The organism is Streptomyces sp. NPDC054765, from assembly GCF_053612065.1.
The window spans coordinates 1-19,513 of record NZ_JBSHBP010000101.1; the positions used below are offsets into that span (position 1 = coordinate 1).

The 19,513-nt window shown below is 72.6% G+C and carries 15 protein-coding genes; 10 read left to right on the plus strand and 5 right to left on the minus strand.

Features of this window, described 5'->3' with window-relative positions:
• Positions 1-219 precede the first annotated feature (219 nt).
• The gene (gene paaK, locus ACWGJY_RS35435) at positions 220-1,536 is read right to left on the minus strand and encodes a phenylacetate--CoA ligase PaaK (protein WP_453265008.1); all 1,317 of its coding nucleotides are present in this window, start codon (positions 1,534-1,536) and stop codon (positions 220-222) included.
• A 296-nt stretch (positions 1,537-1,832) separates the two neighbouring features.
• Between paaK and ACWGJY_RS35440 the strand changes: the two genes are divergently transcribed.
• Positions 1,833-2,480 (plus strand): chorismate mutase, encoded by a 648-nt coding sequence (locus ACWGJY_RS35440; protein ID WP_453265009.1) that lies wholly within the window; start codon positions 1,833-1,835, stop codon positions 2,478-2,480.
• Between the two features lie 41 nt (positions 2,481-2,521).
• Here the strand turns inward: ACWGJY_RS35440 and ACWGJY_RS35445 are convergent, their stop codons facing one another.
• Positions 2,522-4,150, minus strand: a complete 1,629-nt coding sequence (locus tag ACWGJY_RS35445) for an acyl-CoA synthetase (RefSeq protein ID WP_453265010.1) — start codon at positions 4,148-4,150, stop codon at positions 2,522-2,524.
• Positions 4,151-4,313: 163 nt separating this feature from the next.
• On the opposite strand from ACWGJY_RS35445, the gene ACWGJY_RS35450 reads away from it, so the two are divergent.
• From ACWGJY_RS35450 to ACWGJY_RS35480, 7 genes are all read left to right on the plus strand, one after another.
• Positions 4,314-5,114, plus strand: a complete 801-nt coding sequence (locus tag ACWGJY_RS35450) for a crotonase/enoyl-CoA hydratase family protein (protein WP_453265011.1) — start codon at positions 4,314-4,316, stop codon at positions 5,112-5,114.
• 14 nt (positions 5,115-5,128) lie between these two features.
• Positions 5,129-6,076 (plus strand): Zn-ribbon domain-containing OB-fold protein, encoded by a 948-nt coding sequence (locus ACWGJY_RS35455; protein ID WP_453265012.1) that lies wholly within the window; start codon positions 5,129-5,131, stop codon positions 6,074-6,076.
• On the plus strand, positions 6,076-7,158 hold the full coding sequence (locus ACWGJY_RS35460) for a thiolase domain-containing protein (RefSeq protein ID WP_453265013.1): 1,083 nt from the start codon (positions 6,076-6,078) through the stop codon (positions 7,156-7,158). Before ACWGJY_RS35455 ends, ACWGJY_RS35460 begins: the two co-directional genes overlap by 1 nt.
• A complete protein-coding gene (locus tag ACWGJY_RS35465) occupies positions 7,158-8,324 on the plus strand; it encodes a thiolase domain-containing protein (RefSeq protein ID WP_453265014.1) in 1,167 nt (388 codons plus the stop codon). Before ACWGJY_RS35460 ends, ACWGJY_RS35465 begins: the two co-directional genes overlap by 1 nt.
• Before the next feature lie 296 nt (positions 8,325-8,620).
• Entirely contained in the window at positions 8,621-9,229 is a 609-nt protein-coding gene (locus ACWGJY_RS35470) for a CGNR zinc finger domain-containing protein (protein ID WP_453265015.1), read from the plus strand.
• 10 nt (positions 9,230-9,239) lie between these two features.
• Positions 9,240-9,635, plus strand: coding sequence for an ACT domain-containing protein (locus ACWGJY_RS35475; RefSeq protein WP_453265016.1), 396 nt, complete (start codon positions 9,240-9,242; stop codon positions 9,633-9,635).
• 97 nt (positions 9,636-9,732) lie between these two features.
• A complete protein-coding gene (locus ACWGJY_RS35480; RefSeq protein WP_030079833.1) occupies positions 9,733-10,233 on the plus strand; it encodes a hypothetical protein in 501 nt (166 codons plus the stop codon).
• A 227-nt stretch (positions 10,234-10,460) separates the two neighbouring features.
• Here ACWGJY_RS35480 and ACWGJY_RS35485 read toward each other — a convergent pair whose 3' ends face one another.
• Both ACWGJY_RS35485 and ACWGJY_RS35490 read right to left on the minus strand, forming a co-directional pair.
• Positions 10,461-12,494, minus strand: a complete 2,034-nt coding sequence (locus ACWGJY_RS35485) for an N-acetylmuramoyl-L-alanine amidase (RefSeq protein WP_453265017.1) — start codon at positions 12,492-12,494, stop codon at positions 10,461-10,463.
• A 431-nt stretch (positions 12,495-12,925) separates the two neighbouring features.
• Positions 12,926-14,059 (minus strand): aminoglycoside phosphotransferase family protein, encoded by a 1,134-nt coding sequence (locus tag ACWGJY_RS35490; protein WP_453265018.1) that lies wholly within the window; start codon positions 14,057-14,059, stop codon positions 12,926-12,928.
• 286 nt (positions 14,060-14,345) lie between these two features.
• Between ACWGJY_RS35490 and ACWGJY_RS35495 the strand changes: the two genes are divergently transcribed.
• Positions 14,346-15,863 carry a DNA-binding protein NsdB gene (locus ACWGJY_RS35495; RefSeq protein WP_453265019.1) on the plus strand — a complete coding sequence of 506 codons (1,518 nt, stop codon included), beginning with the start codon at positions 14,346-14,348 and terminating at the stop codon, positions 15,861-15,863.
• Positions 15,864-16,045: 182 nt separating this feature from the next.
• Here ACWGJY_RS35495 and ACWGJY_RS35500 read toward each other — a convergent pair whose 3' ends face one another.
• On the minus strand, positions 16,046-17,527 hold the full coding sequence (locus tag ACWGJY_RS35500) for a PP2C family protein-serine/threonine phosphatase (RefSeq protein ID WP_453265020.1): 1,482 nt from the start codon (positions 17,525-17,527) through the stop codon (positions 16,046-16,048).
• Positions 17,528-17,837: 310 nt separating this feature from the next.
• On the opposite strand from ACWGJY_RS35500, the gene ACWGJY_RS35505 reads away from it, so the two are divergent.
• Positions 17,838-19,253, plus strand: a complete 1,416-nt coding sequence (locus ACWGJY_RS35505; protein ID WP_453265021.1) for a HEAT repeat domain-containing protein — start codon at positions 17,838-17,840, stop codon at positions 19,251-19,253.
• The last annotated feature ends 260 nt before the right edge of the window (positions 19,254-19,513 follow it).

Consider the following 19,513-nt stretch of genomic DNA (forward strand, 5'->3'; position numbering starts at 1 on the left):
CCGGTGCCTCGCCGCCGGGCCGGTGCCCTGCCGCCGGGCCGGTGCCCTGCCGCCCGGCCGCGTCCAGCCGCCCGGCCGCGCCGGGCTCCCGCCGCCTCCCGGGGGCCTGGGGCAGGGCTCCCGCGGCCCCGCCACGCCCCCACCGGGTCCCGCGCCGGGCTCCGCGCCTCCCGCGCCGCCTTCCCCGGCCCTCCCGCGGCGGACGACGTGCCGCACTCCCTATGCCTTCTCCCGCGGCCGGGCGTCCACCATGCGCTTGATCTTGCCGACCGAGCGCTCCAGGGTCTCCGGGTCGACGATCTCGACATCGACCGTGACCCCGATCCCGTCCTTGACGCCGCGCGCGATCAGCCCGGCGGCCACCGTGCGCACTTCGGGTGTCGCGTCCGGCCGGGCCTCGGCGCGCACGGTCAGCCGGTCCATCCGGCCCTCCCGGGTCAGCTTCAGCTGGAAGTGCGGCGCGACCCCGGGCGTCCGCAGCACGATCTCCTCGACCTGCGCGGGGAAGAGATTGACCCCGCGCAGAATGATCATGTCGTCGCTGCGTCCGGTGATCTTCTCCATCCGGCGGAACGCGGCCCGCGCGGTACCGGGCAGCAGCCGGGTCAGATCACGGGTGCGATAGCGGATGACCGGCATCGCTTCCTTGGTGAGGGAGGTGAACACCAGCTCGCCGTGCGCACCGTCCGGCAGCACCTCGCCGGTGATCGGGTCGACCACCTCGGGATAGAAATGGTCCTCCCAGATGTGGAGCCCGTCCTTGGTCTCCACACACTCCTGGGCGACGCCGGGGCCCATCACCTCCGACAGGCCGTATATGTCCACGGCGTCGATCGCGAACCGTGCCTCGATCTCGCGGCGCATCTCCTGCGTCCAGGGCTCGGCGCCGAAGACGCCGACCCTGAGCGAGGTCGTACGGGGATCGACGCCCTGCCGCTCGAATTCGTCCAGCAGCGTGAGCATGTAGGACGGCGTGACCATGATGATCTCGGGCCGGAGGTCCTGGATGATCTGCACCTGCCGGCTGGTCATCCCGCCGGACGCCGGTACGACCGTGCAGCCGAGCCGCTCCGCGCCGTAGTGCGCGCCCAGGCCGCCGGTGAACAGCCCGTACCCGTAAGCGATATGGACGGTGTGACCGGGCCGTGCGCCGGCCGCGTGGAGGGAGCGGGCGACGACATCCGCCCAGTGGGACAGATCGCGCTCGGTGTAGCCGACGACCGTCGGGCGGCCCGTGGTGCCGCTGGAGGCATGGATGCGGCGCACCTGCTCCTTGGGGACGGCGAACATCCCGAAGGGGTACTGGGCGCGCAGATCGTCCTTGACGGTGAACGGGAAACGGGCGAGATCGCCGAGCGAGCGGCAGTCCTGCGGGTGCACCCCGGCGCGGTCGAAGGAGTCCCGGTAGAACGGGACGTGGTCGTAGGCGTGCTGCAACGAGGCGCGCAGTCGCGTCAGTTGCAGGGCATGCAACGCGTCCGCGCCGAGCCGCTCCGCTTCGTCGAACGTCTCACTGCCCGTAGCCGCTTCCGGCATGGAGTTCACCGCCTCGTGTCCCTACCGATCATTCGGTAGCCGCATGCGGGTCCAAGTAATCAGCGCGCGGCGAACACGTCAAGGGGCGTGGCGCAGACACCTCCCGGGTAGCTTCCCGCGCAGGAGTGACGTCCGGGAGAGTGCAGGTCGGTGAGGTTCAGCCGGCGTACCGGGTGTGGGGAGAGGGGGACGCGCCCCGGCTCACGCCCCACGGCCGCCCGGTTCCTCTGGGCTCGTGAGCGTATGCCGTTCCCTGAACTCCCCGGGGATGTGCCGGGGTTCGAGAAAGGCCGACCGTGCAGCTGACCACCTCGATACGGAGTGTCCTGACCGCCGGAGCGGCCGCGGCCGTCCTGCTGGCCGGAACCGGCGGGGTCGCCGCGGCGCCGGCCGCCCCGCCCCCGGCCGCCCCGCCGCCCCCGGCCGCCGCTGCGGCCGCCACCACCGCGCACACCCCGTACGGCCCACTCCGTTCGCTCGCCGAGCTGTTCGCGGAGCGACTGGCCACCGGCGATCTGGTGGCCGCGGCGAAGTGGGGCACCGGCAGCCCGGTCGACGACCCGGCCCGTGAGCAGGAAGTGCTGGACGCGGTGGCGGAGCAGGCCCGGCGGCTGGGCGCCGATCCGGCGGACGCGGTGCGGATCTTCCGGGACCAGATCGAGGCGAGCAAGATCGTGCAGCGTGGGCTGCACCGCAGGTGGGACGCGGACCCCGCGCAGGCGCCGGCCACGCGGCCCGACCTCACGGAGGTGCGCAAGGAGATCAACCGCATCAACGGCGAACTGGTGCGGGCCCTTGCCCGCTCCCCGCAGGCCCGCTCGGCGCCGTACTGCGCTGCACTGCTGAGCGCGGCCGCCGCACACGTCCACCGTGAGCGTCATCAGGACGGGCTGCACACGGTGGCGCTGGCCCGCTCGCTGCGGTCGGTCTGCGCCGGAACCTGACGCGCGGCACCGCCCCGCACCGCCCGGCGGACGGGCTCGGCTCAGCTCGTCCGTTCGCCCGCCGCCACCGCCCGTGCCCAGCGGTAGTCCGCCTTGCCGCTGGGCGAACGCCGGATGTGGTCGGTGAAGACGACGGCGCGCGGAATCTTGTAGCCCGCCAGCCGGGTCCGGCAGTGGAGCTGCAGGCCGGCGAGATCCAACGGCAGGGCGTCCGGCCGCAGTTGGACCACGGCCGCGACGCGGTTGCCCCACCGCTCGTCCGGCACGCCCGCCACCAGTGCGTCATAGACGTCCGGATGTGCCTTCAGCGCCTGCTCGACCTCCTCCGGATAGACCTTCTCGCCACCGGAGTTGATGCATTGCGAGCCCCGGCCGAGGACGGTGACGATGCCCGCCTCGTCGACGGTGGCCATATCGCCCAGCAGCACCCACCGGTCACCCTGTGCCTCGAAGAACGTCTCGGCGGTCTTCACCGGGTCGTTGTAGTAGCCCAGCGGGACATGCCCGCGCAGCGCGATACGGCCCACCTCGCCGGCCGGAACCGGTTCCCGGGTCGCCGGGTCCACCACTGCCGTCAGGGAGTTGACGCGCAGCCGGAAGCCCTTGTCGGGGCCCGAGTCGTCGGTGGCGGTGCCGTTGAACCCGGATTCCGAAGAGCCGAAGTTGTTGAGCAGCATGACCTGCGGGGCCAGCGCGCTGAACTGGGCACGTACGGTCTCGGAGAGGATCGCGCCGGAGCTGCTGACGCTGAACAGCGAGGAGCAGTCGGTGTCCTTGAGCGGTCCGCCGAGCGCATCGACGAGCGGGCGCAGCATCGCATCGCCGACCAGGGACACGCTGGTGACCCGCTCCCGCTCGATGGTCCGCAGCACCTCCTCGGGCACGTATTTGCGGTGGATGACGACCTTCTGGCCGAAGTGGAAGGCGATGAACGCGGTGAGGGTGGAGGTGCCGTGCATCAGCGGGGGAGTGGGGAAGAAGACGATGCCGTCGCCGCCGGCCGCGACCCGCTCGGCCAGCTCCTGCGGCCGCTTCACCGGCTCACCGGTCGGTGCCCCGCCGCCCATCCCGGCGAAGAAGAGGTCCTCGTGGCGCCACATCACGCCCTTGGGCATGCCCGTGGTGCCGCCTGTGTAGATCACGATCTGGTCGTCGGCGGAGCGCGGGCCGAAACCGCGGCCGGGAGAGCCGGCGGCCTCGGCGTCCGCGAGGGCGACGGGCGCGACCGGCGGCTCGGGGGCGCCGGCCGGCGGCGTGCCGACCCGTACGAGCTGCCGCAGCCCGGGGGCCTGCGGGAGGGCGGCGGCCACCCGCGCGGTGAACTCCGCGTCGAAGACCAGCGCCACCAGGTCGGCGTCGCGGTAGAGGTAGGCCAACTCCTCTTCCACGTAACGGTAATTGACGTTCACCGGTACGGCGCGGATCTTCAGGCAGGCGTACAGCGCCTGGAGGTATTCGATGCCGTTGTAGAGGTGCAGTCCGACGTGCTGGCCGGGGCCGATGCCGCGGTCGCCGAGGTGATGGGCCAGGCGGTTGGCGGCGCGGTCCAGCTCCGCGTAGGTCAGCCGCCGTTCGCTGCCGGTCCCCGGATGGTCGATGTACACCAGCGCCTCGCGGTCGGGGACCGTGTCGACGATCGACTCGAAGAGGTCGGCAAGGTTGTACTCCACGTCTCCTCCAGACCGGGCGGGCGTCGGTTCGGTGGTCATTAGAGCGCCGCCCGAAGGCGCAGGGAAGAGCCACGGACAAGAAATCTGACTATGTGTCAGAAAGGTCTTGAAGTCGGTGTGCGGCTACTGCAACCTGTTCTACGTCGCGAGACGGGAGGACGGAATGGGCAGCACGGAACATCTGTCGGTGGAGCGCCTCGGCGCCACACTGGTGCTCACCCTCAACCGGCCGGAGGCGAAGAACGCGCTCTCGCTGCCGATGCTGGTGGGTCTGTACGACGGCTGGACCGCCGCCGACGAGGACGACGGGATCCGCTCCATCGTCCTCACCGGCGCCGGCGGCACCTTCTGCGCCGGGATGGACCTCAAGGCCCTCGCGGGCGACGGCATGGCCGGCGATCACTATCGCGACCGGCTGCGCGCCGACCCCGATCTGCACTGGAAGGCGATGCTGCGCCACCACCGCCCCCGTAAACCCGTGATCGCCGCCGTCGAGGGCCACTGTGTCGCGGGCGGGACGGAGATCCTCCAGGGCACCGACATCCGCGTCGCCGGCGAGACCGCCACCTTCGGACTCTTCGAGGTCAGGCGCGGACTGTTTCCCCTCGGCGGCTCCACCGTCCGCCTCGCCCGCCAGATCCCCCGCACCCACGCCCTGGAAATACTGCTCACCGGACGGCCCTACCCCGCGCGCGAGGCCGAACGCATCGGGCTGATCGGCCATGTCGTGCCCGAGGGAACCGCGCTGGACAAGGCCCTGGAGATCGCCGAACTGGTCAACGCCTGCGGACCGCTCGCCGTCGAAGCCGTCAAGGCGTCCGTCTACGAGACCGCCGAGATGACCGAGACCGACGGGCTGAAGGCCGAACTCGCCCGCGGCTGGCCCATCTTCGACACCGCCGACGCCAAAGAGGGCTCCCGGGCCTTCGCCGAGAAGCGCCCACCCGTCTACCGGCGCGCCTGACCGAAGGAGCCCGCATGTCAGAGGTCCTCACGGCGCCCCTCGTCGTGGAATTCCCCTTCACCCGCTCGCTCGGCCCGGTCCAGAGCGCCTTTCTCACCGGGCTGCGCGAGCGCATCGTCCTCGGTGTCACGGCGAGCGACGGCCGGGTGGTCGTCCCGCCCACCGAATACGATCCGGTCACCGCCGAGGAGATCCGTGACCTCGTCGAGGTCGGCACCGCCGGCACCGTCACCACCTGGGCCTGGAACCCGGCCCCGCGCCGCGGCCAGCCGCTCACCACCCCCTTCGCCTGGGTCCTGGTCCGGCTCGACGGCGCCGACACCGCACTGCTGCACGCACTGGACGCCCCCGGCCCCGACGCCGTGCGCACCGGCATGCGGGTCCGGGTCCGCTGGGCCGGCGAGCGCACCGGCGCGATCACCGACATCGCCTGCTTCGAGCCGGACGACAGCGCCGCCCCCGGTGGTCGACCATCCCCACACCAGGGCGAGTTCGCGAACCCCGTCACCGGAATCACCACCCCCGCCCGGCTCGACTACACCTATGCGCCCGGCCGCGCCCAGTCCCGCTACCTCCAGGCGCTGGCCGGCCACCGCATCATCGGCGAACGCTGCCCCTCCTGCCGCAAGGTCTATGTACCGCCCCGCGGCGCCTGCCCCACCTGCGGCGTCGCCACCGACACCCAGGTCGAGGTCGGCCCCCGCGGCACCGTCACCACCTTCTGCATCGTCAACATCAAGGCCAGGAACCTGGACATCGAGGTCCCCTACGTCTACGCCCATATCGCCCTGGACGGCGCCGACCTCGCCCTGCACGCCCGCATCGGCGGCATCCCCTACGACCGGGTCCGCATGGGCCTGCGGGTCGAACCCGTCTGGGCCGAGGGCAGCCGCTTCCCCGACCACTACCGCCCCACCGGCGAACCCGATGCCGACTACGACAGCTACAAGGAGCTGATCTGATGCGCGAAGTCGCCATCGTCGCCTTCGGGCAGAGCGATCACGTCCGCGACAGCGCGGAGACCTCCGAGGTCGAGATGCTGATGCCGGTACTCCACGACGTCCTGGCGCAGACCGGTCTGGCGGCCCGGGACATCGACTTCACCTGCTCCGGCTCCTCCGACTACCTCGCCGGCCGGGCCTTCTCCTTCACCATGGCCCTGGACGGCGTCGGCGCCTGGCCGCCGATCTCCGAATCCCATGTCGAGACGGACGGCGCCTGGGCGCTGTACGAGGCCTGGGTGAAGATCCTCACCGGTGAGGCCGAGACCGCGCTCGTCTACGCCTACGGCAAGTCCTCGCCCGGCGACGTCCGCGAGGTCCTCACCCGGCAGCTCGACCCGTACTACGTCGCCCCGCTCTGGCCCGACTCCGTCGCGCTCGCCGCCCTCCAGGCGCAGGCCCTGATCGACGCGGGGCTGACCGATGAGCGGGAACTGGCCGCAATAGCCGCCCGCAGCCGTGCCGCCGCAGGGTCCAACCCGCACGCCCAGCTGCGCGGCGGGATACCCGCGGGCGAGCTGCTCGTCGCCCCGCTGCGCACCGGCGACTGCCCGCCCATCGGCGACGGCGCGGCCGCCGTCGTGCTCGCCGCCGGCGACACCGCCCGCCGGCTCGCCGACCGCCCCGCCTGGATCCGTGGCCTCGACCACCGCATCGAGGCACACAGCCTGGGCGTTCGCGATCTCACCGACTCACCGTCCACCCGGCTCGCCGCCGAGCGGGCCGGTGCTTTCGAAGTCCCCCATGGCCTCAAGGGCAGGGGAGGTGCCCCCATCGTCGACACGGCCGAGCTGCACGCCCCCTTCGCCTCCCAGGAAGTCGTACTGCGCCGCGCCCTGAAACTCGACGCGCCGGACACCACGGTGTGCATCAACCCGTCCGGCGGCGCACTGGCCGCCAACCCCGTCATGGCCGCCGGCCTGATCCGGCTCGGCGAGGCCGCCGCCCGCATCCAGCGCGGCGCATCCGACCGCGCCCTCGCGCACGCCACCTCGGGGCCGTGCCTGCAGCAGAACCTGGTCGCCGTCCTGGAGGGTGAGTGATGAGCAAGGAGCCCGTGGCCGTCGTCGGCATCGGCCAGACCGCACACGTCGCCGCCCGCCGCGATGTCTCCCTCGCCGGACTCGTCCGCGAGGCAGCCCTGCGTGCCCTGGAGGACGCCCGGTTGACGTGGGCGGACCTCGACGCCGTGGTGATCGGCAAGGCCCCCGACTTCTTCGAGGGCGTGATGATGCCCGAGCTGTATCTCGCCGACGCGCTGGGGGCCGTCGGCAAACCGATGCTGCGGGTGCACACCGCCGGCTCGGTCGGCGGCTCCACCGCCCTGGTCGCCGCGAACCTCGTCGCCGCCCGGGTCCACCGCACCGTCCTCACCCTCGCCTTCGAAAAACAGTCCGAGTCCAACGCCATGTGGGGCCTGTCCCTGCCGGTCCCCTTCCAGCAGCCCCTGCTGGCCGGCGCCGGCGGCTTCTTCGCCCCGCACGTCCGTGCGTACATGCGGCGCTCCGGTGCCCCGGACACCGTCGGCTCCCTCGTTGCCTACAAGGACCGCCGCAACGCCCTCAAGAACCCCTACGCCCACCTCCACGAACACGACCTCACCCTCGAAAAGGTCCAGGCCTCGCCGATGCTCTGGGACCCGATCCGCTACTCCGAGACCTGCCCGTCCTCCGACGGCGCCTGCGCGATGATCCTCACCGACCGCACCGGGGCCGCCCGCGCACCGCATCCGGCGGCCTGGGTGCACGGCGGGGCGATGCGCACCGAGCCCACCCTCTTCGCCGGCAAGGACTTCGTCTCCCCGCAGGCCGGCAAGGACTGCGCCGCCGACGTCTACCGGCAGGCCGGCATCACCGATCCGCGCCGGCAGATCGACGCGGTCGAGATGTACGTCCCCTTCAGCTGGTACGAGCCGATGTGGCTGGAGAACCTGGGCTTCGCCGCGGAGGGTGAGGGCTGGAAGCTCACCGAGTCGGGTGTCACCGCACTCGACGGCGACCTCCCCGTCAACCCTTCCGGCGGCGTGCTGTCCACCAACCCCATCGGCGCCTCCGGCATGATCCGCTTCGCGGAGGCCGCCCTCCAGGTGCGCGGCCAGGCCGGCGAGCACCAAGTCGACGGCGCCCGGACCGCCTTGGGGCATGCCTACGGCGGCGGCTCCCAGTTCTTCTCGATGTGGCTGGTCGGCGCCGACGCGCCGGCCGGCTGACACCTCGCGGGGGCGGGCGCGCCGAGTGGGATGTCCTTGAGGATCGGTGTGCGGGCCGACGGATTGCCGTCGGCGCGCCGCCGGTCGAGACCGTCTGGCGTGCGGTCCGGGAACCTGCGCCCGTACGGCGCCGAGCGGTCAGGCGGTGAACGGTTCCACCGGCTCGTCAGGTGTGTCCCGCGGGGCGAAGGCCGGAAGGCCGCCCGAGAATGCCGGCTGATCGCGCATCAGTTGACGTACGTCAGCCCTACCGCCCCGGCTGGTTAATGCCTGGCGGCGACGTTACCGTTAGCGCCATGACCGCAACACGGCTCGCCCTCGAACTCGCCGTCACCCTGCGCCATGACGGGCACGGTGGCGTCGCCGATGACCTGGCCGGTCCGGAAGGGCTTGCGGTCTGGGTGCGCGAGCGGGCCGCGCTGCTGGACTGCGCGGCCGGCCAGGCCGTCCCGGACGAGGCGCTGCACGCCGCCGTGCGCGAGCTGCGGGCCGCGGTCCGGTCGCTGTTCGCCCGCGCCGTCCGGCCGGGACCGCCCAGCTCCGCCGACGCCCACCGGCTGCTCCCGGAAGAAGAGGCGGTCCGCCGGCTGAACGCCGCCGCGGCGCTGGTCCCCACGGCGCCCCGGCTCAGCTGGGAGCCGGGCGCGCCGCCCGCCGTGCGGCAGCACCCGGCCGGCTCCCCGCCGCCCGCCGACCGGATCGTCGCCGCGCTGGCCCGCGCCGCCCTCGCTTTCCTCGCCGGCCCCGACCGTGCGCTGCTGCGGGCCTGCCCCGCCCCGCGCTGTGTGCGCTACTTCGTCAAGGACCACGCCCGCCAGGAGTGGTGCACCCCCTCCTGCGGCAACCGCGCCCGGGTCGCGCGCCACCACGAGCGACGCAGGGAAGGACCGGGCGGCGCCCCGTAGGGTGGGTGGCATGACGGGCGAACGTGATCTCCGGGCCCTGCTGAGCGGGATGCGTCCCGAGCAGAACGAGGGCCGCTTTGTCTTTACGAGCGTGCCCGGCGCCGTCCCCGACGGGCTGACGCCGCTGGTCACCGTCACCGAGCCCGAGGGCCGCACCCTCGTCGTCCACCAGGATGAGGCCGACCGCGCGGGCCTGGCCTACGACTATGTCGCCGGCTGGATCACCCTGCGGGTGCACTCCGCGCTGGACGCCGTCGGACTGACCGCCGCGGTCGCCACCGCCCTCGCCCAGGCCGGCCTCAGCTGCAATGTCGTCGCCGGCTTCCATCACGATCACCTCTTCGTGCCGTATGCCGCCACCGACGAGGCGCTGCGCCGGCTTCGCGCGCTGGCCGACCAGGCATAACGACCAGCCGAAGGACGAGACGGCGGCTCCGCGCGCGGGGCGTCGTCCACCCCGACGCCCGCGCCGCGTGCCCGGCCGGGCCACGTACGATGGCGGCATGTCCTTCCTCCGCCGCCGCAGCGCAGCCACGCCCGCCGGGCCTGACTTCGACGTCCTCGCCATGGACCCCGGGGACTGGCCCGGCAATCTCGGAGCCGGGCTGCTGCCCGCGCCCGACGGGAGCTGCCAGGGTGTCTTTCTCCGCTACGACCTGTTCGGCGGCCGTGGCCCCGCGATGGTCATCGGCAATCTGCCGGAGGGCTCCCCGGCCCGTGAGCTGGAGGACGACCAGGTGCCCTTCGAGGTGGCACAGCTGCTCGCGGCGCTCGGCAACGACGAGCCGGTGACGGTCGTCGAGAGCGAGGACACCCCCGTGATGCACGAGGACAACCTGCTGATCGTCAAGCGCATCAAGTGCTCCGAGAGCCGGATCTCCTGCGCCCAGTTCGACCGCAGCGACGGTGTGCTGGTCACCATCGCCAGCTGGGACCGGCCGATCACCGACGACCTCTACGCGCTGCTCAAGCCGCTGCCGGCGGAGCTCTTCCAGCAGGGCTGAGCCCCGGCAGCTCCGGAGCGGACACCGTCGCGGGCGGGGGGGGGGGGCCCCCGCCCCCCGCGGCCGCCCCCGCCCCCCCCCCCCGGGGGCGGGGGGGGGGGGAGCCCCCCCCCCCCCCCCCCCCACAGGCGCCCCCGCCGCCCCGGCCCCGCCCCCCGCCGCGCGGGGGGGCGGCCCCCCCCCCCCCCGGGCCGCGACACGCTCACCCCACCGGTGGGCGAGCGCTGCTAGGAACCCGAGCGCCGCACCTCGACATCGGCCGCCCGCACATAGCCGACCCGGTGCCCGACCTGGATCTCGTAGTAGACGTCCTCGCCGCGCACGATGGCGTGCTGAGACAGATCGAAGGTCGGGGCGTAGAAGTAGTCGCCCCTCACCCGGCCCCCGACGGCGTACTTCTGGCCCGCCGCGAGCTTGTACGGCAGCGGGGAGACCGCCTGGTAGGGCACCCCGGCCGGATAGGCGTCCTTCTCCGGGTACGCGCGGCCGTAGACCGGGATCTCCTCCCGGCCGTCCTTCGGCGTGGCGATCAGCCCCTTGGCGTTCACTGCCGTCGGCGCGCGGTGCGGATTGCGGAACCAGGCCTTCTGCCCGAGGTACCAGATCGCCGTCCAGTCGCCGGACCGGCCCGCCACCGCGAACCGCTGGCCCGTGGAGGCACGGGCACCGGTGTCGTTCACACCGTTTGTCGAGTCACTGCCGTCCGGATGCAGCCCGACGTCCTTGACCAGCGGTGCGCTCTCGCTCGGCGCGGTGTACAGCCGGACCGCTGTGGAGCCGTGCGGCGCGCAGGTGTCACCGGACTTCTCACAGCTGGTGTAGACCGGCTTGTTCCGGTCATAGCCGGGGCGGATGGTGACCAGCCCGCCGTGCGCGCCCGCGGTGGCCTTGAACGGCTTGCCCAGCAGGGCGAAGTAGTGCGCCCAGTCCCAGTAGGGGCCGGGGTCGGTGTGCATACCGGGGATGGTGGCCGTGGTCGTGCCGGGGACATTGTCGTGGCCCAGGATGTGCTGCCGGTCGAGCGGCACGTCGTACTTGCGGCTCAGATACTTCACCAGCCGGGCCGATGTGCGGTACATCGCCTCCGTGTACCAGGCGTCCGGCGCGGCGAGGAAGCCCTCGTGCTCGATGCCGACGGAGTGCGAGTTGAGGTACCAGTTGCCCGCGTGCCAGGCGACGTCCTTGGTCGGCACATGCTGGGCGATCAGCCCGTCCGAGGAGCGGATCGTGTAGTTCCAGGACACATAGGTGGGGTCCTTGATCAGCTTCAGCGTCGTCTCCCAGGACCCCTCGGTGTCATGGATGACGATGGTGCTGACCCGCTGGTCCTCGGGCCGGTCCGCCTTGTCGTGGTTGCCGTAGTCACCGTCGCCGAACTCCTCGTACGGCGCCGGTACCGACTCGCAGGCGACCTTCCGTGGGCACTCCGGCGCGCGAGCGGCCGGTGCCCCCGGTGCCCCCGGTGCCCCCGGTGCCCCCGGTGCCCGGCCGGCCGGCGTGCCGAGACGTTTTTTCTGGGCGGCGGCGGGCGTCAGCCCCGGCGCGGCCGGCAGTGTGACCCGCTGCCCCGCGTCGGTCGTACGGGTCTGGCCCTGGCGCATCACCTCGTAGACCTCGTCCGCGAAGGCCTGACCGCCGCGCAGATCGTCCTGGCCCCCGTAGCGTGCCACCGCCGCGTACCACTGCGCCGGGTCCTTGCCTGCCGTGTGCCCCAGCGTGCGCTGCTCCGCGGCGAGCAGCGCCGCCCCGCCGAGCACATTCGCCGCGGGGTCGGTGCGCAGCCTCCCGGCCGGCAGGCCGGCCAGTGTGGCGGCCGTCGTCAACGTCCGCAGCCGCGCGGGGAGTTCGGCGGGCAGCGCGGCCCGCTTGGCCGCACCGGCCGGTACCTTCTTACGGGGCCGTGCGTCGTCGCCGCGGGCGTCCTCGTCGTCCTCGCTGAACTCCGGGGCGCGCGCCAGGGCCGTGCGGGCGTCGGTCAGATGCATCGGCCCGTAGCCGCCGGAGACGCTGGGGGCGCCGCCATGGGTGTCCCAGCGGGACTCCAGGTACGAGACGCCGAGCAGCACGCTGCGCGGCACATGGAAGCGGGCGGCGGCGTCGGTGAAGGCCCGCTGCAGATCGCCCGTCCGGGGCTGGCCGGCGTGTGCGGACGGCGCTCCCGAGAGCGGCAGCAGCAGCACCGCCGCCGCGACGGCGGTGGCGGATCTGCGCAGGGCGGGGCGGTGGATTCTCTTGTCGTCTTCCGGGGCGGATCCTCGCAAAGCAACCTCCTCGAGCCGGCCCGAGCCGGGGCGGTGTGACGGTGGGTGCGCAAACGGCCGCACGGGCGGGACCCGAGACTAGAGCCCCCGTCGGCTTAGAGCTATACGTTTGCCGAGGGTCCGTCAATCACCGTGCCGCTTCGGGATTTCGCATGTCAGGGCCTCTCCGGAGGAGCCTTCCCGGACCTGCGCCCGGCCTGCGGGGCGTCAGTGGAATGGACCAATCACCGGAAGCGAACGACGACCGCATGGACGACGGCCGTACGGACGGACGGCCGAAGGAGAGGCGCGAACGGGAGGGGCGAAGGCCAGGGGTGAACGGGAGGGGTGAGGGGAGCGGCGCACATGGGTGAGCGGCGCACCCCGTGCCCGGGTGCGCCGCTCATGGTCCCCCCTTGCGGGCGCCGGTGCTGTCCGGCGCCCCTCGGCGGTCAGCGGGTGCCGACCGCCGCCCGCACCGCACGACGGGCCATCTGGCAGTCGTCGTGCAGCCGGCGCAGGAGCAGCCGCTGCTCCTCGCCCGCCGCGGGCACGCCGGGTTGTCCCGGACCCGGTGCCCCCGTCGGCGTGGGTTCGCGCATGGTGCGCTGGACCGCGGTTTCATAACGCCGGATCTCGCGGGTGAGCACCAGCATCAGATTCACCAGGAAGGCGTCCCGCGCGGCCGGTCCCGCGTTCTGGGCCAGTTGGCTGATGTGCCGGCGGGCCACCGGCGCGTCGCCGAGCACCGACCACAGTGTCGCCAGGTCGTAGCCCGGCAGATACCATCCCGCGCTGTCCCAGTCCAGCAGGACCGGCCCCGCGGGGGACAGCAGCACATTGTTGAGCAGCGCATCGCCGTGACAGAACTGGCCCTGGGTGTGCGACAGACCGTGCAGCAGCTTCTGCAGATCGCCCATGTCCCGGTCGGTGAGCAGCCCCAGGTCGTGGTAGCGGCCGATCCGGCCCGCGTAGTCCAGCGGGGCGTCGAACAGCCCGGCCGGCGGACGCCAGAGGTTGATCCGGCAGATCGCGCTGAGTGCGGCGCGTACGTCCGCGCGGGGCGGTGCCTCGGACGGGTGCCGGGTCAGCGCCGCGACCCGGCCGGGCATCCGCTCCACGATCAGCGTGCAGTTGTCGGGATCGGCCGCCACCAGCCGCGGCACCCGAACCGGCGGACGATGCCGGACGAATGCGCGGTATGCGCTTATTTCCTGCCGGAAGCGTTCCGCCGATGCGGGGGACTGGTCCAGTAAACACTTGGCCACTGCGGTCATCCGGCCGGTCGTGCCGACGAGAAGGACGGACTTGCCGCTGCGCCGCAGCACCTGCACCGGGTTGAACTCCGGGCAGATGCGGTGCACCGAGGCGACGGCGGCGCGCAACTGGGCGCCCTGGGGGCCGGACAGGTCGAGTCTCCCGCTGAGCGGCTGGGCGCTCATCCCCTGCATCCGCCGGGCACGGCCGCCGGGGAGACCGGTGACCGTCCCCGCGGAAGGGGCAGGGTCGAGATACGGCCCGTTTCCTGTGGGGTGTGGGCGGTACGGCCGGGTGGGAGCGGTCACGGCGGACGATGCTGCATACATGGGTGAGACAGATCCCTTCGTGCGCCGGCGAGTTGCGTGCGCTCCCCGGCCCGGTGGTGGGAACCCGTGAACGGGCCCCGTGCAGGAGGCCGGTCCAGGGCCCCTGTGAAGGGGCGCGCACCCTGGGGAATGCGGTCCCGCCACCAGGCCGGAGGCGGCATATCTACAGAACACGTGGCTACGGGTGGCAGACCATCTGGCGCACCCTGGCGAACCCTGGCGAATGCCCACAGCCCCTGTCACCGGCCGTTACTGTCAACTCAGTCGAGGAACCTGGGGGCTTGACGTGGACAGGCAGCCGAACACCCGTCTTGCGGACCTTTTCGGCCTGGCCGGCTGGTCCAAAGGAGAGCTGGCGAGACTGGTCAACCGGCAGGCGGCGGCCATGGGCCATCCGCAGCTGGCGACCGACACCTCACGAGTGCGGCGCTGGATCGACATGGGGGAGACCCCGCGCGATCCGGTGCCCAAGGTCCTGGCTTCCCTGTTCACCGAGCGCCTCGGCCGTGTCGTAACCATCGAGGACCTCGGGTTCGCAAGAACCGGTCGCTCGGGGAAGCGGCAGGCCATGGACGGTCTGCCGTGGGCTCCCGAACGGACCGCTGCGGTCCTCACGGAATTCACGGGAATGGACCTCATGCTCAACCGACGCGGCTTGGTGGGTGCGGGCGCCGCACTCGCCGCGGGCTCCGCACTCACCGGCGCCATGTACGACTGGCTGCACACCGACCCGGCCCCGGCCGGCGCCCCACCCCACCCGTTCGCCTCCGACTCCTTCGACGAACTCGACCAGATCGGCCTCGACCGTTACGAGGCGGCCCCCGTGGGGTCGCAGGAGATCGATGCGCTGGAGCGCTCGGTCGAGGTGTTCCGTGCCTGGGACGCGGCCCGCGGGGGCGGGCTGCAGCGCAAGGCAGTGGTGGGCCAGCTCAACGAGGTCGGCGGGATGCTCGCCTACCGCCACCCCGACCATCTGCAGCGCAGGCTGTGGGGGGTGGCCGCCAATCTGGCGGTGCTGGCCGGCTGGATGTCCCATGACGTGGGCCTGGAGCCCACCGCCCAGAAGTACTTCATCATCGCCGCGCATGCGGCTCGCGAGGGCGGCGACCGCCCCCGCGCCGGCGAGGCGCTCTCCCGTGCCGCCCGGCAGATGGTCCATCTGGGCCGCCCCGATGACGCGCTGGATCTGATGAAGCTGGCCAAGTCCGGCTCCGGCGAGGAAACCCTGCCGCGCACCCGCGCCATGCTGCAGACCATCGAGGCCTGGGCGCAGGCGTCCAAGGGCCAGGGCCAGGCCATGCGCCGCACCCTGGGCGAGGCGGAGGACCTGTTCGTCTCGGACCGGGGCGATGTGCCGCCGCCGAGCTGGATGCAGATGTTCGACGAGGCGGATCTGCACGGCATGCAGGCGCTGGCGTTCCGTACCCTCGCCGATCATGATCCGTCGGCCGCCAGGATCGCCCAGGACCACGCCAAGCGGGCGCTGAGGCTGCGGGAGGACGGCCGCCAGCGGTCGCAGATCTTCGACTACATCTCGATGGCCTCGGCCTGTTTCCTCGGCAACGACCCCGAACAGGCCGACCGCTACGCCCGGTTGGCACTGGTGTCCATCGGGGAGAACTCCTCGCATCGCACCTGGGACCGGCTCCGCGAAATGTTCCGGCTCACGGGACAGTATGCGGACTGCGCCAAGATCCAGGACCTGCGCGAGGAGATCCAGCATGTCCTGCCGAAGGCGAAGCCCAAGGGATCGGGTCTCGGTCCCGGTATCGGATCGGGAGTCGGAGCGAACTTCTCGGCCTGAGGCGGACGGACACCGGGAGTGTGACGGTGTGTCATCTGTAGCGGCAGCGCCCTTCACGGCTCCGCCACTTCATCCGCCACCTCATCCGTCAACTCGTCCGTCAACCGAGGGTCCGCCCGCCGACTCCTTCGGGGCGGCCGGCTCCGGACGTGCTGTTCCGCCCCCGGCTGCCGCGTGCTGTGTCAGTCGCCGACCCTGGCGATCAGTACACAGGCGTCGTCCTCGCGCTCGGCGCTGCCGAATTCCTCGACGACGACGCGGATGCTGTCCTGCGCACTGCGGGCCGCGGCGAACCGCGGCGCCAGGGAGAGGAGCCGCTCGGTGCCCTCATGTGAGGCGTCCACGCCATGTGTACGGCGGGGGACGAGGCCGTCGGTGTGCAGGACGAGCAGGTCACCGGGCTCCAGTTGCTCGGTGTGCTGGGTGTAGGCCGCACCCGAGGTCGCCCCGAGCAGGACACCCTCGGGCGGGTCCAGCGCGCGCCCCGTGCCGCCGCGGAACAACAGCGGTGCGGGGTGCCCGGCCTGGGCCCACTCCAGCGTCCGCGCGGCGGCGTCGAACCGGCCGCACACCGCGCTGCCCAGCGCCGGCTGAGCGGCGGTGTCCAGCAGCTGGTTGAGGAAGCCCATCAGGGGTCCCGGCCGGTTTCCGGCGACCGCCATACCGCGCAGCGCGCCCAGCACCATGGCCATACCGGACGTCGCGGTGACGCCGTGTCCGGTGAGATCGCCGACGCTCAACAGCGTCGTCCCGTCCGGGAGTTGCAGTGCGTCGTACCAGCCTCCGCCGATCAGGTCGCGGGTGCCGGACGGCAGATAGCGCCCGGCGAGGTCGAGGGCGACCGGACCGCCCTGCGGGAACCGCAGGGAGCCGCGCCACGGGGGGAGCACGGCCTCCTGCAGCTCGACCGCAAGCCGGTGCTCGGTCTGCGCGATATGCCGCTCGCGGTGCAGCGATTCACGGGTCTCGCGTACCGCCTGCTGGCTGCGGCGCAGCTCGCTGACGTCCCGCAGCACGGCCCACATGCAGGCGGTGCTGCCGTCGGCGTCGAGCACCGGCTCGCCCACCATGTGCACCGTGCGCAGACTCGCGTCCGGGCGCACGATGCGGAATTCGCCGTCGATCGGCCGGCCGTCGACCAGACAGTCGGTGACCATGGTGGCCAGCCCCTCCTGGTCGTCGGGGTGGACCAGGGAGGGAAGTTCGTCGAGGGTGAGCGGGCCGTCGGAAGGGGCCCGGCCGAACATGGCGAACAGTTCGTCGGACCAGCTGACCTCGTCGGTGAGCAGATTCCACTCGGCGCTGCCTACCCGGCGCAGCAGTGCGCCGCGCTCGTGCGGTCCGGGCTCGTGCGGTCCGGGCTCCGGCGGGGCCGACGGCAGCCCGGCCGCCGTCGCCGGATCGTCCTCGCTCTCGGCGGGCAGGCCCTCTCTCAGCTGGTCGAGATGGCCCCCGAGGTCGTCGAGGTGGTGCACGGCGAGGTCGCACAGCGCCCGCTGCCAGCGCAGCTGCGGGTCGGCGTCGAGGCCGGTGTCCACCGAGGACTCCCGGCGCACCGCGTCGAGGTCACCGCGCAGGCGGCGGGCCTGCGTGATGAGTGACTCGACCGTGTCGCGCTCGGGGGGCCGGTCGGCTGGGTGATCCGCGAAGAGAGGGGACGGCATGACGTACTCCGTGATCAGGCGGCGCCGGGCTGAGGGCCGGTAACGACTCTTGCACAGGCGGCGACCGTGCGTAAGGGATTTGGCACTACCCGATACGGTGGTGCATCTGGCATATGCCACCGGCCTTCTGGGGCATACCCGGCGCGAATCGGCGGAATCACAGCTTCCAGGCTAGGCTTCGGCCGCCGTACAGCAGGCGCTTCCGCCGATCCATGGTGGGAACGAGGCTTACGGCCCGCAGCCACCGGCAAGAATGCCGGTCAGCGGAAATCCCGTTGCCAGCCTGCCCCCCGCACCGGATGCTGACCTCATGTTCGATCCAGACATAGCGCCCAGTGGCACCCTGCTCGGCCTCCTGCAGCGAGGCCGCGGCGACGGGACCCTGCATGCCCTCGCGGCGCCGCGGGCCGAGGCGCTCGCGGCACTGAACGACAGTGTGCTGCGCGACCCCCGCCGTGACTGGCAGGTCGAGAACCGCTCGCTCTACTACGCGCGCCTCTACATGCAGCTCGACGGCGGGCTGGAGGAGATCGAACGTCACCTCTTCCACCCCGACGACCTCATCGACACCGGCGAGGAGCGCACCGGCCTCGCCCTCGCCGTCCTCGGCCACCTCGCCGCGTACGGCAGGGACGCCGCCCGCCTGCTGCTGCGCAGCTACGCCGCGGCGGGCAGCAACTGGCGCTGGGCCCTGGACGAGCTTGCGCTGCGTGACGACGACGCCGGGCTGATGACCCTGGCCCCCGCCGTCCTCGCCCGCTTCCCGGAGACCGGCGAGGGCCGGGCCGCGCTGGCCACCGCCGTCCGTGACGCCTTCGAGCCCCGGCCCTGGCGCCTGTGGGCCGAGGACCCCCGGTACGGGGCACGGCTGGCCGCCGCCGGGGAACAGGGCTCCTTCGACCGCTGGCAGCGGCAGCTGCGGCCCAGCGGGCCGCGCCCCGGCTGGAGCGTGAGCGAGGTGCTCCGGTGGGCCGAGCAGGACATGACGCCGGAGTCCGGGGAACACCGGCACATCGCTGCCGCCCGCTGTCTGGCCGCCGTCGTCGGTCCCGAGGACCGCCCCGAGCTGCTGCGCGCCGCGCGCAGCGCACCGGACGCGGCCCGCGCCGCCGTTCTCCACCACCTCGCCGAGCGCGGCGAGGCGAACGCCCTCGATCTGATCGAGGACGCGGTCATCGACCCCTTCTCCTCCGCACGGCTGGCCTCGGCCGCGCTCGCCGCCTTCGCGCGGATGCGCAGTGTGGCGGCCGTCGAGCGGGCCCGGGTCTGGGCGCCGCGTACGGACCGGCTGGGCGCGTGCGCCGCCGCCGTGCTCGCCCGCCGCGGCGGGCGGCAGGACGCGGAACGGGTGCTGGCCGCGCTGCGCCGGACCGTCCGTGAGGAGGGGCCGGACGCGGACGGCCTGTGGGAGCTGGTCGACGGCACGGGCCGGCTCGGTGTCGGCTGCGCCGCCCCCGTCCTGCGGCACATCTATCGGGAAACCTCCTCCTCCCACCTCCGCGGCCGGGCCGCCGGTGCGCTCGCCGCCACCGACCCCGGGTTCGCGGCCGGCTTCGCCGTCGAGTGCCTGTGGGACTGCGAGGAGACCACCCGGGAACTGGCCGCCCGGTACGCCGCCACCGGCGACGACCGGGTCGTCGAACAGCTCCGCCGCCTCGCCGCCGACCCGGCCGAGGAGGCCGAGGTCCAGACGGCCGTGCGCAGCCGGATCGGACCGGAGTCCTAGGCTGCGCTTTGTCTTCGCCCCACGTTTTCGGCTTTCCCGCCGTGGTGGTTTTTCGCCGTTGCGCCTGCGGCGGGCCGGGTCCGCTGCGTTTTGCCTCCGGCCCACGTTGTCGGCGTTCCCGCCGTGGGGCTTTCCCGCCGTTACGCCTGCGGCGGGCCGGGTCCGCTGCGCGGGGCTGTGGGTGCGGTGCCGGGCCGGAGGGGCCTGGTGTGGGGACTGGATAGCTTTAAATACCCACAACAAGCCCCACCCCCCCCACA

Bases quoted from the DNA above. Each gene is read 5' to 3' on its own strand.
- paaK (WP_453265008.1), bottom strand. From the start codon at position 1,536: ATGCCGGAAGCGGCTACGGGCAGTGAGACGTTCGACGAAGCGGAGCGG.
- ACWGJY_RS35450 (WP_453265011.1), top strand. From the start codon at position 4,314: ATGGGCAGCACGGAACATCTGTCGGTGGAGCGCCTCGGCGCCACACTG.
- ACWGJY_RS35455 (WP_453265012.1), top strand. From the start codon at position 5,129: ATGTCAGAGGTCCTCACGGCGCCCCTCGTCGTGGAATTCCCCTTCACC.
- ACWGJY_RS35460 (WP_453265013.1), top strand. From the start codon at position 6,076: ATGCGCGAAGTCGCCATCGTCGCCTTCGGGCAGAGCGATCACGTCCGC.
- ACWGJY_RS35465 (WP_453265014.1), top strand. From the start codon at position 7,158: ATGAGCAAGGAGCCCGTGGCCGTCGTCGGCATCGGCCAGACCGCACAC.
- ACWGJY_RS35470 (WP_453265015.1), top strand. From the start codon at position 8,621: ATGACCGCAACACGGCTCGCCCTCGAACTCGCCGTCACCCTGCGCCAT.
- ACWGJY_RS35475 (WP_453265016.1), top strand. From the start codon at position 9,240: ATGACGGGCGAACGTGATCTCCGGGCCCTGCTGAGCGGGATGCGTCCC.
- ACWGJY_RS35480 (WP_030079833.1), top strand. From the start codon at position 9,733: ATGTCCTTCCTCCGCCGCCGCAGCGCAGCCACGCCCGCCGGGCCTGAC.
- ACWGJY_RS35490 (WP_453265018.1), bottom strand. From the start codon at position 14,059: ATGTATGCAGCATCGTCCGCCGTGACCGCTCCCACCCGGCCGTACCGC.
- ACWGJY_RS35500 (WP_453265020.1), bottom strand. From the start codon at position 17,527: ATGCCGTCCCCTCTCTTCGCGGATCACCCAGCCGACCGGCCCCCCGAG.
- ACWGJY_RS35505 (WP_453265021.1), top strand. From the start codon at position 17,838: ATGTTCGATCCAGACATAGCGCCCAGTGGCACCCTGCTCGGCCTCCTG.